Genomic DNA, 10944 nt, shown 5'->3' with positions numbered 1-10944 from the left:
AATTTGATTGCCGGCTTTTGTCCCCGTTTTGTCAGGATTGGGAAAAGTTGGCAGAAAAAAGGATACCTGGCATAATCGTTCTCTTAACGAATCAAGATAAAACTTCCTTTTCTGTTTATATCTCTGCCGGTCACAAGATCACGATAGCTCAAAGTCCAAACATAGTTAGCTGCCGGTTGTTGTGCACCCTTAACTGTTCCATCCCAGGGTTTGGTCCAGTCTTTTGATTCATATACCAGCCCACCCCAACGGTTGTAAACTCTGAAAAGAAAGTTTTCTGCAACTAAAGCATTCAGTGGACCGAAGAAATCATTTAAACCATCACCATTGGGTGTAAATGCAGTTGGCACATCAATACGACAGGTGCTTAATTGTGTAACTGTTTTCTCGATCTTATCAGTACAGCCGAGATCATTTGTAACTGTATATGCAACCGTGTATTTTGTTTCGTTAGTGGCCGATGAATATAAATGTGGTGCTGGAATTGAATCGGTGCTTGTAGCGCCATCGCCAAATTCCCATAAGAAAGTCAAAGGTCGTTCTGTTGTTGGCGTTGGTTCAACATATAATAAACTATCAGGGCAAAGAAATGGATTGACAATAAAATCAGCTTTCAGAAAATTATTTAAACGCAGTGTGTTAGTTGTTGTATCTGAACAAAAGCCATTCGACACAATGAGTGTTGTGGTTTTATTTCCAAATGAATTGTAGATAACTTCTTCAGATTGATCTGTACCTGTTCCGTTCGTTCCAAAGTTCCATAACCAACTATTGATTCCATTACCTCCAGGATGAATATAATTAACTGTATCTGCTGTACAACCATAGCTCATATTGTATGTGAAGTCTGCATTCACAGTATCTTTTACTGTAAATATTAATTGAGATGGAGGCGTTTGCTGATTACATTCATCAATAATTGTATTACCGTCAAGACCTTGTTTTAAATTGATAGTGAATGTACCTGCCTGTTGTAAAGGTTGAGAAAATGTAACAATGATATCGGATGTTAAACCATTTGCATTACAGTTACCTCTTGCATTCGTAATTGCTACTGGATATGTTCCGTTGATTGCGAAATCAGATCCTGAAGGTTCAATTGAATTACAACGTATCAATTTCTTAAATACAAAACGAACACTGTTTGGTGAACAGGTTAATGGTACAATGCTATCGAATGGAGTTGGCTGTAGCGGAAGCACTGTGAAATTTGCTGCATCTGTAGTTGGAATAGCCCGGTCGCATAAATCAAGAATTGTATTTCCATCAGTTCCATTTTTCAATTGCAATGAATAATTGCCGGGAGGCAATGGCTGTGATAACGTGATCACAATAGAATCTGTTTCGAAACTGCTGTTACAACCAATCGGCCGCATATTGGTTGCCGTAATATTTCCGGGAAATGCAAGAACGTCGCTGCCATTAGCAGCAATACTTGCACACTTCATTTTCTTATTCAACTTCAATCGTAATTCATCACCTCCACAATTCGTTCTTACTTCCTGCATCAATGGTGCTTTTGGATCGGTAATGACGGCTGTACCTCCGCCAAATGATAATTTATATCCCTGTTGTGAATTAGAAAAATTGCTGATCATGAGAATGTATGTATGACCTGCAATTAGATTTGGCAGTTTGCTGAATTTAGGAGGATTATTATTGCCGAATGATCCACATTCAAACAACTTTGCTGCGCCTGCGTTAGTTCCTGTTTGTCCTTTTAACCCCGACCAGTTAGCTGCAATTGCTGCTGATGTGTTGTTATAAACAGTTGATGGATCAATTCCGGTAATATCCCATATCTGCCAATCATAATCATCGTTGGCACTTATCGGGTCAATCAAAAAACCTAATGTTCCGGAAGTAAAACAAGTGAACCTGTACCAAAATGGATTTACATCGTAATAGGTGTTTTCTGTGCCGCACCCAGGTACAATAATTTGTTTGTTGACACAACTGGGCACATTCGCTTGCGAAAAAACACTGGTACCACAAACAGGAAATGCCGTTGCAGGAGTTTGACCAAGCGTAGTACACTGAGCCTGCGTATTGGCTACACCTGTTATCAATAGAATAACAACAGCGAGATATTTACTAACGATAAAAAATAAGCGATTTTTCAACTAACAGATTTTTACTTACTGATGCAATTTAAATCTAATAACCTCTAGACAATCACCGCCTGTAAAACGTTGCCTATGAAAAAACCCCGGTGTATTACCGGGGTTCGAAAATTCTATAAAGAATGCATTAAGCAATCTCAACATCAGCACCTGCATCTTTCAGTTTAGCTGCAATTTCATCAGCTTCTGCTTTAGATACACCTTCTTTAACAGGCTTAGGAGCACCGTCAACTAAGTCTTTCGCTTCTTTCAAACCGAGACCAGTTAAGTCTTTAACGATCTTAACTACGTTCAGTTTAGAAGCACCACCGCTCTTCAAGATTACATTGAATGCAGTTTTTTCTTCTACAGCAGCAGCACCCTCGCCACCACCTGCAGCAACTACAACTGCAGCAGCAGCTGGTTCAATGCCGTATTCTGCTTTCAGAACGTCTGCTAATTCTTGTACTTCTTTAACTGTTAAGCTTACTAATGATTCAGCTAATACTTTAATGTCTGCCATTTTGTTTTAATTTTTACCGTCTTCACTGCTTTTGCTTTGCTCCGACGGCGGTTTAAAAAAATTCGCCTTTAATTAATACCCTCAGGCCTGGGCTTTTATGTTTGATAAAAGATCACTGATCTTTTACTTACACCAAATTACTCTGCAGGAGCTGCTTCAACAGTAGCTTCTCCTTTTGTTTCAGCGTTATGCAGCAAGGCAGCAATAACACGTTTTGCAGGAGACTGCAACAAGCCAATAACTTCGCCGATAAGCTCGTTCTTTGTCTTGATTTGTGTTAATGCTTTCAATTGATTGTCGCCGCTGTAAACATCACCATTAATGAAAGCCGCTTTCAATTCTGGTTTTTCACCATTGCTTGCTTTACGGAATGAGCTGATGATCAAAGCTGGTTCTTTCGGATTCTCAGAAAACAACAAAGCTGTTACATTATTCAGTGCATCAAATACACCAGTGTAACGTTCTGCATCAATTGATTCCAATGCTTTTTTAATAAGGGTGTTTTTTGCAACCTTCATTTCAACATTCTTGTCGAAACATGCACGGCGCAATTTACCAACCTGCTCTACACTTAACGATTCTGTATTTGTAATGTAGAAGTTATTGTATTGACTGAACTTGCCTTTCAGCACTTCAATCACTTCATTCTTTTGTTCTTTTGTCATGATTTTAGTTTTTATAACCCTGAAAGGATTAGTTCATGAATGATTTAGTGTCAACAGCAACACCGGGACTCATGGTGCTTGCCATGTAAATGCTCTTCAGGTAAGTTCCTTTTGCAGTAGAAGGCTTTGCTTTTACAATTGCATTTAAGAACTCAGTGATATTTTCTGCAATTTTCTCAGGAGCAAAACTTATACGTCCAACAGAAGCGTGAACGATACCTGCTTTATCAACCTTGAATGCAATCTTACCACCTTTTACTTCATTTACAGCAGCAGCAACATCATTTGTTACTGTTCCTGTTTTAGGGTTTGGCATCAGGTTACGAGGACCTAACACTTTACCTAACTTACCGATCTTAGGCATTACAGCAGGAGTTGCAACGATAACGTCAACATCAGTCCAGCCACCTTCGATCTTAGCAATAAATTCATCTAAACCAACAAAATCAGCACCCGCAGCTTTTGCATCGGCTTCTTTATCAGGAGTACAGAGAACGAGAACTCTTTTTGTTTTACCCGTACCGTGTGGTAAGGTTACAGTACCACGAATAGCCTGATCAGCTTTCTTAGGATCTACACCTAAGCGAACGTGAACGTCAACAGAGCTATCGAATTTTGTACAGTTAATTTCTTTTACAAGTGTAGAAGCTTCTTTCAGGGAATAAATTTTGTTGTTATCCACCTTGGCTTCTGCTACTTTTCTTTTCTTAGTCAAAGACATGTTTCAAAAATTTGAGGTGAATAATTAATTTTCCCAAGGAGCTTTACCATCAACAGTAAGCCCAAGACTGCGAGCTGTTCCTGCAACCATGCTCATTGCACTATCAAGTGTAAAGCAGTTGAGGTCGGGCATTTTGTCTTTAGCAATTTCTTCAACCTGTGCCCATGTTACTTTACCAACTTTAGCACGGTTTGGTTCTTTAGAACCTTTTTGAAGTTTTGCTGCTTCTAATAATTGAACAGATGCTGGTGCAGTTTTAATAACGAAGTCGAACGACTTGTCGGAGTAAACAGTAATCAAAACAGGTACTACTTTACCCATTTTGTCTTGAGTTCTTGCATTGAACTGCTTGCAGAACTCCATGATGTTAAGACCCTTTGAACCGAGGGCCGGACCTACAGGAGGCGCAGGGTTTGCCTGTCCGCCTTTTACCTGCAGCTTCACAAATCCTGTGATTTCTTTTGCCATTGTAAAAGTTTTTTTGGTGATAGCGTCATTCACTTTTGTGAACAACTCCCAAACAAATAAATTCTTCTAAAGAACTTTTTGGGATTGCAAAGGTAAGGCTCATTTCCTTACCGGCAAAGGTTTTCAGCAAGTATTTTGCCTTCCGAAATGCCAATCAAAAACGATTGTTTCAGTATTATTTTCATCATCATTCAATGTTCGCTTACAGTAATCATTTAAAAAAAAGAGATTTATTTTTTATTGACTGCATAATTTGATTTAATTTTTCAACTCAATTCTAAAAAACTCCAAAAACAACTTTAAAAATCAATCACATGGCAAAAGCAAAAAAGAAAGCTGCCAAGGCTGCCAAGAAACCAGTAAAAAAGGTGGCAAAGAAGAAAGTAGCGAAGAAAGCTGCTCCTAAGAAAAAAGTAGCTAAAAAGGCGAAGAAAGCTGCCCCTAAAAAGAAGGCTGCTAAGAAAGCCGTTAAAAAAGCTGCGAAAAAAGCCATCAAGAAAGTGGTGAAAAAAGCTGCTAAGAAAAAGGTTGCTAAAAAAGCTCCAGCCAAGAAAAAAGTTGCTGCTAAAAAACCAGCGGCAAAAAAGCCGGCTCCTAAAAAAGCTGCCCCGAAAAAAGCTGCTCCAAAGAAAAAAGCAACTCCAAAGCCAAAAGCTGCACCAGCTCCTGCTCCTGTTGAAGCTCCGGCACCAGCTCCCGTTCAGGCCGAACTTCCTTTAGCTGAAGCTCCAGTAGTTGAAGTTTCAACAACTGATGAAGCACAATCATAAGCTGATGTTATCTGAAAATAAAAAGTCCCCACTCATTTGAGATGGGGACTTTCTTTTATCCTTTAGTCAGCTTATGAAAGCTTTTCAACCTGCATGTAATTCAATTCAACCGGGGTAGCACGACCGAATACTTTTACGGCAACTTTCAGTTTCTTCTTCTCATCATTTACTTCTTCAATTACACCATTAAAATCGTTGAAAGGTCCATCAATGATCTTGATGGTCTCGCCAACAATAAACGGCTCACTCATGGTCATACCGCTTGCATCAGCCATTTCGTCGACCTTACCAAGCATTTTATTTACTTCAGCCTTACGTAAAGCAATAGGATTTTCTTTACCAAGGAAGTGAATAACGTTGCTGGTGTTTGCAATTGTTTCACGAATATCATCACCCATCTTTCCGTTTTCAACTTCAATCATTACGTATCCAGGATAGAAGTTACGTTCACGTACTACCTTCTTACCATTGGCTACTTTGTAAACTTTTTCAACAGGAAGAAATACCTGTTTAACGATATTATCCCAACCGTTGCGTGAAATTTCTTTATCAAGATATTCCTTCACTTTCTTCTCTTTGCCGCTCACGACACGAAGCACATACCACTTACTGGTTTCCACATTGGCAGTTTCAGACATATGTTACTTTTTGAAGAATGAATAAAAGGCTTGAAGACCGCTGGCAATTCCAAAATCCATTAGCCACACAATAGCAGTAATGATGATTGTGGCAATCAGCACAATCATAGTTGATTGCTGCAGCTGTTGCCAGGTTGGCCAGGTTACTTTTTCGAGGAGTTCTCTGTAAGAGTCTCTGAAATAAGCGGATACTTTGTTCATTGTTTCGTTCTGATTTAATTTCAGATTAATCAGCACGGGCACTAGGATTCGAACCCAGATCAAAGGTTTTGGAGACCCGTATGCTACCGTTGCACCATGCCCGTAGAAAGCTAAAAGCTATCCGCCAAATGGTGGACAGCTTTTAGTTTTATGTATTGCAAATGTAAAACATTTGCGTAAGCTAAAAGCCTTGCCTTAGCTTATTTTAAAATTTCAGTTACCTGACCGGCACCTACTGTACGACCGCCTTCACGAATCGCAAATTTCAAACCTTTCTCCATCGCAATTGGCTGGATAAGTTTTACAGTAAGGTTAGTGTTATCACCAGGCATAACCATTTCAGTTCCTGCAGGTAATTCAACTTCACCAGTTACGTCAGTTGTACGGAAGTAGAACTGAGGACGGTATTTTTGGAAGAACGGAGTGTGACGTCCACCTTCTTCTTTGCTCAATACGTAAACTTCACCTTTGAACTCAGTGTGAGGAGTGATTGATTTTGGAGCACAGATAACCATTCCACGACGGATATCTTTTTTCTCAATACCACGGAGGAGTAAACCTGCGTTATCACCAGCCTGACCTTGATCAAGAAGTTTTTTGAACATTTCAACACCAGTTACAGTAGAGCTCATTGGAGCTTCCATCAAACCTACAATCTCAACAGCTTCACCTACTTTAACGATACCACGCTCAATACGACCAGTTGCTACAGTACCACGACCAGTGATTGAGAATACATCCTCAACACTCATCAGGAATGGCATATCAACCGGGCGTGGAGGAAGAGGAATGAAAGTATCTACTGCTTCCATCAATTCTTCAACCTTAGCAACCCATTGTGGTTCACCAGCCAAAGCGCCGGTAGCAGAACCTTGGATGATTGGAGTGTTGTCACCATCAAAGCCATAAGAGCTCAACAGTTCACGAATTTCCATTTCAACCAGTTCCAATAACTCAGCATCTTCAACCAAGTCAACTTTATTCATAAACACAACGATCTTAGGTACACCTACCTGGCGTGCCAAAAGGATGTGTTCTTTTGTTTGTGGCATAGGACCATCTGTTGCAGCTACTACCAGGATAGCACCATCCATTTGAGCAGCACCAGTGATCATGTTTTTTACGTAGTCAGCGTGACCCGGACAATCTACGTGTGCGTAGTGACGGTTAGCTGTTTGATATTCTACGTGTGCAGTATTGATAGTGATACCACGCTCTTTCTCTTCAGGTGCACCATCAATTTCATCATATTTTTTTGCCTGCGCCAGACCTTTCTTAGAAAGGATGTCTGTAATGGCTGCAGTCAAAGTTGTTTTACCATGATCAACGTGACCAATAGTTCCAACGTTTACGTGGGGTTTTTCCCGCTTAAAGGTCTCTTTAGACATCTTATTTTGTTTTAATTGTGTTTACAAAAACTGTTAAACTCTTTTATGTTATCGGCAACAAAACTCTGCTGAGCTGTTGTTGCGTCGCACACTTCATCGTTTTTTCTTTACTCACCTGTTTAAAGCCGTGTTTAAACAATCTGAGCCGTTAGTGAGAATCGAACTCACGACCTCTTCCCTACCAAGGAAGTGCTCTACCACTGAGCTACAACGGCTGGCAGAGTATCAATGAGATTTTCTCACATCAACCGGTAAAAGAACTTTTCTCTCTGAGCGGGAGACGAGGCTCGAACTCGCCACCTATAGCTTGGAAGGCTATCGCTCTACCAAATGAGCTACTCCCGCAAAGCAATTTGAAAATTTAAGAAGAAATGATTTTTGAATCATTTCTCTCAAAGCTTCAGATGCAAAAGAACTATCTATGGCCAATTATCAATATTTCAAATCAGCACATTTTCGACTTGTCTTGTGGGCAGGAGAGGATTCGAACCTCTGAAGTCGAAAGACAGCGGATTTACAGTCCGCCCCATTTGGCCGCTCTGGAACCTGCCCTAAAAACCAAGAGCCACTTGTCGGACTCGAACCAACGACCTGCTGATTACAAATCAGCTGCTCTACCAACTGAGCTAAAGTGGCAATTATACACTTTCACTAAAAATGAACCCATCAGATTTGCAAAAAGCAAATACTGCGTTATTAGCTAAAAGTCAATACTGTAAAGAACTTTTTGATGTACACAGAGATACACCCCGTTTTTTGGGAAGGCAAAGGTAACGGAAAACACGAAATCGAAAAATTTTTGTAAAAATTTTTCTAAAGAAAATATCAATCAGTCATGGGCAAAAAAAAATCCCCCGATATTTCGGGGGATTTAAAGTGTGTTTACAAGTCGTATTGCTTTTCTTTTTTTCGTTTTAGTTGGGTGATGAGTGAATCTAATGCTTCATCAAAACTCTGCTCAAATGATTTGGATGTTTGTTTTACGAATAAGTGCTGCCTTGGTACGTGTACTTTAATCTCGGCTACTTTGTCTTTAATGTTGTGTACCACATTGTCGAGTTTTAAAAACACGTCAACCTTCGTGATCCTGTCGTGAAAGTTGTAAAGTTTCTCTACTCTCTGTTTTACGTACTCAATTAATTTCGCATCTGCGTCAAAACGTACGGTTTGGATCTTAACGGTCATAGCATTCCAAATTTTAGCTAGTGAATAATAAATGTGAAAGAACTGGTTTTTCTGATTTTGGGTACAGGTATTTCCAGTGCTAACAAGTTACATCAGGAGGCCGACTTATCAAAATATTTCTTGTGTAAATAAGGGGATTTTTTAACACTGATTCCTGACCAAATTGTAGTAGTATATGTATCAACTGATGTAGGCACTAAACTAAGCTTTCGGATGAGCTTTTTTATGAATATCCTTAAGCTTTTCAATGGTGTTATGCGTGTATATCTGTGTTGCCGCTAAGCTGCTATGTCCCAGCAATTCCTTTACTGCATTCAGTTCTGCACCATTGTTCATTAAATGGGTGGCAAATGTGTGCCTTAGCACGTGAGGGCTCTTTTTCTCAATAGTGGTAATAAGCGACAGGTATCTTTTAACAACTGCCTGCACATATTTTGGATAAAGTTTTTTCCCCTTTTCATTTACCAGCAAATACTCAAACACAATCTCGCCCGTGAATTGCTCTTTCTTCTGTTTGAGATAGTCGTTTAAGTTCATTTTCATCTCAACTGATAAAGGAACAATTCGCTCTTTATTCCCTTTCCCCAATATTTTCAGCTGACCTTTTGCAGTATCAACCTGAGTGTGCTTCAAAGAAATAAGTTCGCTCAACCTCATACCTGAACAATAAAGCAGCTCCATGATCATTCTGTTCATTAGTCCTTCCCAATTATCCGGAAACTCTACATGTTGAAATAACACTTCCGTATCCTTCTGCTCTACAAAAACCGGCAAGCGCTTGCTTTGTTTAGGAGTTACGATTGTTGTCATTGGAGAAACAACTATTTGCTCTTGTCTTAATTGATATTTGAAAAAGGAACGCAATGAAGAAATACGTCTGTTGAGCGTTTTTGAAGACGCCCCCTCCTCTTTTTGTTTGGCAAGCCAGCTGCGTATAAATGTAGATTTGATTTCTTGTAATTGAACTTCACCAAATGTCGACGAAAGAAAATCGAAGAAAAAGGTAAGATCATCCTGATAAGAACGGATGGTATGAGGCGAATAACGTTTCTCGAATTTGAGATACTCCAGGAAAGAAAGGATATGTGGATGATCGTTGACAGGCATAAATACGAATAGCCGTAAAGTTATGAAACCTTACGGCTATTCGCTATATTCTTGCAAAAGAGAATCTTACAATTCTATCTTACCGCTTGCGATCTGTTGCTTATAGATTGCTTTCAACACATCACCTCTACGACGAACAGATGGTTTTGTGTAAGACTGGCGCTCACGCAACTGAAGTAATACTTTGCTCTTTTCGAACTTCTTCTTGTACTTTTTCAGTGCCTTGTCAATATTTTCGCAATCTTTTGAATCGATAATCAGCATAATTTGATACCTCCTTTAAGGAATTTTGAGGCGCAAAGATAAGGGAATCCTCATTTATTCACGCAATTCAATTTAATTTTTCTTTTAGATTTCCTTCAACCCCAAATTATTGCATTAATGAGGGTTTTCGAGGTCTCAATCACGTCTTTGAATCTTGCAAAAGACAAAAAACCATCTAATTTGCAGCCATGTTTACAGGAATTATTGAAACAACTGGTACAATTACCAGCATTGAAACAAATGGAACCAATAAAACCTTTTGGATAAGTTCGCCGGTTTCAAAAGAACTAAAGATTGATCAAAGTGTTGCCCATAATGGAGTTTGCCTTACCGTAGAAGAGGTAAAAGACGGGGCCCATAGAGTTACAGCAATTGCTGAAACGCTGGAGAAGACCAATCTGGGAAGCTGGCAAAATGATCATCGCATCAATATTGAACGCTGCCTGTTGATGAATGCCCGGCTGGATGGACACATGGTACAGGGCCATGTTGATTCCACTGGAACCTGTACACGGTTAAATGAACTTGATGGCAGTTGGGAGTATACCTTTCAATTCCCTACACAATTTGCAGGATTACTTGTTGAAAAGGGTTCTGTAGCTGTAAATGGCATCAGCCTCACTGTGTTTGATGTTGGCAACGATCGTTTTAGTGTGGCTATTATTCCCTACACATATGAACACACCAACATGCAGGCTGTAGAAGAAGGCACAACTGTTAACCTCGAATTTGACATTATTGGTAAATATGTTTTGCGAAACGCCCAGCTTCATGCAAAGAGCTAAAATGACCAATGCAAAAAAACAATTATACGAAAACCCCAATGATGCCTTTACTTGTGTTATTATTGTGAAACCAAAAGAGGGCAAACATATTGCTCTTAACCACACTTAAACCAAAACTACTTTTTGC

General features: G+C 39.6%; 14 protein-coding genes and 5 tRNA genes. 3 read left to right on the top strand and 16 right to left on the bottom strand.

What is annotated here, in order from left to right; all coding sequences use genetic code 11:
• Positions 1 to 83 precede the first annotated feature (83 nt).
• The 5 genes from WG954_RS11840 to rplK all read right to left on the bottom strand — a co-directional run bounded on the left by WG954_RS11840 (position 84) and on the right by rplK (position 4479).
• Positions 84 to 2123 (bottom strand): T9SS type B sorting domain-containing protein, encoded by a 2040-nt coding sequence (locus WG954_RS11840; protein ID WP_340436700.1) that lies wholly within the window; start codon positions 2121 to 2123, stop codon positions 84 to 86.
• A 127-nt stretch (positions 2124 to 2250) separates the two neighbouring features.
• Positions 2251 to 2625, bottom strand: a complete 375-nt coding sequence (gene rplL / locus WG954_RS11835; RefSeq protein WP_324229147.1) for a 50S ribosomal protein L7/L12 — start codon at positions 2623 to 2625, stop codon at positions 2251 to 2253.
• Positions 2626 to 2762: 137 nt separating this feature from the next.
• A complete protein-coding gene (gene rplJ, locus WG954_RS11830) occupies positions 2763 to 3290 on the bottom strand; it encodes a 50S ribosomal protein L10 (protein ID WP_324229146.1) in 528 nt (175 codons plus the stop codon).
• A 28-nt stretch (positions 3291 to 3318) separates the two neighbouring features.
• On the bottom strand, positions 3319 to 4011 hold the full coding sequence (gene rplA, locus WG954_RS11825; protein WP_324229145.1) for a 50S ribosomal protein L1: 693 nt from the start codon (positions 4009 to 4011) through the stop codon (positions 3319 to 3321).
• A 24-nt stretch (positions 4012 to 4035) separates the two neighbouring features.
• On the bottom strand, positions 4036 to 4479 hold the full coding sequence (rplK, locus tag WG954_RS11820) for a 50S ribosomal protein L11 (RefSeq protein ID WP_340436696.1): 444 nt from the start codon (positions 4477 to 4479) through the stop codon (positions 4036 to 4038).
• 314 nt (positions 4480 to 4793) lie between these two features.
• Here rplK and WG954_RS11815 point away from each other — a divergent pair, with 314 nt between their 5' ends.
• Complete coding sequence (locus tag WG954_RS11815; protein ID WP_340436694.1) at positions 4794 to 5249, top strand: hypothetical protein; 456 nt, start codon at positions 4794 to 4796, stop codon at positions 5247 to 5249.
• Positions 5250 to 5320: 71 nt separating this feature from the next.
• On the opposite strand, the gene nusG is transcribed toward WG954_RS11815, so the two are convergent.
• The 11 genes from nusG to rpsU all read right to left on the bottom strand — a co-directional run bounded on the left by nusG (position 5321) and on the right by rpsU (position 10032).
• On the bottom strand, positions 5321 to 5887 hold the full coding sequence (nusG, locus tag WG954_RS11810; RefSeq protein ID WP_182805220.1) for a transcription termination/antitermination protein NusG: 567 nt from the start codon (positions 5885 to 5887) through the stop codon (positions 5321 to 5323).
• A 3-nt stretch (positions 5888 to 5890) separates the two neighbouring features.
• Positions 5891 to 6088, bottom strand: a complete 198-nt coding sequence (gene secE, locus WG954_RS11805; protein WP_340436692.1) for a preprotein translocase subunit SecE — start codon at positions 6086 to 6088, stop codon at positions 5891 to 5893.
• A gap of 33 nt (positions 6089 to 6121) precedes the next feature.
• Positions 6122 to 6192 (bottom strand) — tRNA-Trp (locus WG954_RS11800).
• A 96-nt stretch (positions 6193 to 6288) separates the two neighbouring features.
• On the bottom strand, positions 6289 to 7476 hold the full coding sequence (gene tuf, locus WG954_RS11795) for an elongation factor Tu (RefSeq protein ID WP_340436689.1): 1188 nt from the start codon (positions 7474 to 7476) through the stop codon (positions 6289 to 6291).
• Between the two features lie 143 nt (positions 7477 to 7619).
• Positions 7620 to 7691, bottom strand: a tRNA-Thr gene (locus WG954_RS11790).
• Between the two features lie 57 nt (positions 7692 to 7748).
• Positions 7749 to 7821, bottom strand: a tRNA-Gly gene (locus tag WG954_RS11785).
• Positions 7822 to 7945: 124 nt separating this feature from the next.
• A tRNA-Tyr gene (locus tag WG954_RS11780) sits at positions 7946 to 8028 on the bottom strand.
• Between the two features lie 11 nt (positions 8029 to 8039).
• Positions 8040 to 8112, bottom strand: a tRNA-Thr gene (locus WG954_RS11775).
• Positions 8113 to 8358: 246 nt separating this feature from the next.
• Complete coding sequence (locus WG954_RS11770; RefSeq protein WP_182805215.1) at positions 8359 to 8661, bottom strand: HPF/RaiA family ribosome-associated protein; 303 nt, start codon at positions 8659 to 8661, stop codon at positions 8359 to 8361.
• 201 nt (positions 8662 to 8862) lie between these two features.
• Entirely contained in the window at positions 8863 to 9768 is a 906-nt protein-coding gene (locus WG954_RS11765; RefSeq protein ID WP_340436686.1) for a tyrosine-type recombinase/integrase, read from the bottom strand.
• A gap of 66 nt (positions 9769 to 9834) precedes the next feature.
• Positions 9835 to 10032 (bottom strand): 30S ribosomal protein S21, encoded by a 198-nt coding sequence (gene rpsU, locus WG954_RS11760; RefSeq protein ID WP_182805210.1) that lies wholly within the window; start codon positions 10030 to 10032, stop codon positions 9835 to 9837.
• 188 nt (positions 10033 to 10220) lie between these two features.
• Here rpsU and WG954_RS11755 point away from each other — a divergent pair, with 188 nt between their 5' ends.
• Both WG954_RS11755 and WG954_RS11750 read left to right on the top strand, forming a co-directional pair.
• The gene (locus WG954_RS11755) at positions 10221 to 10817 is read left to right on the top strand and encodes a riboflavin synthase (RefSeq protein WP_340436684.1); all 597 of its coding nucleotides are present in this window, start codon (positions 10221 to 10223) and stop codon (positions 10815 to 10817) included.
• A complete protein-coding gene (locus WG954_RS11750) occupies positions 10804 to 10926 on the top strand; it encodes a hypothetical protein (RefSeq protein ID WP_340436681.1) in 123 nt (40 codons plus the stop codon). The genes WG954_RS11755 and WG954_RS11750 overlap by 14 nt, the downstream gene beginning before the upstream one ends.
• The last annotated feature ends 18 nt before the right edge of the window (positions 10927 to 10944 follow it).

It is taken from the genome of Lacibacter sp. H375 (assembly GCF_037892425.1).
GTDB lineage: Bacteria > Bacteroidota > Bacteroidia > Chitinophagales > Chitinophagaceae > Lacibacter.
Note: the sequence above shows the minus strand (reverse complement) of the source record. Positions and strands in the feature narration are given on the sequence as shown.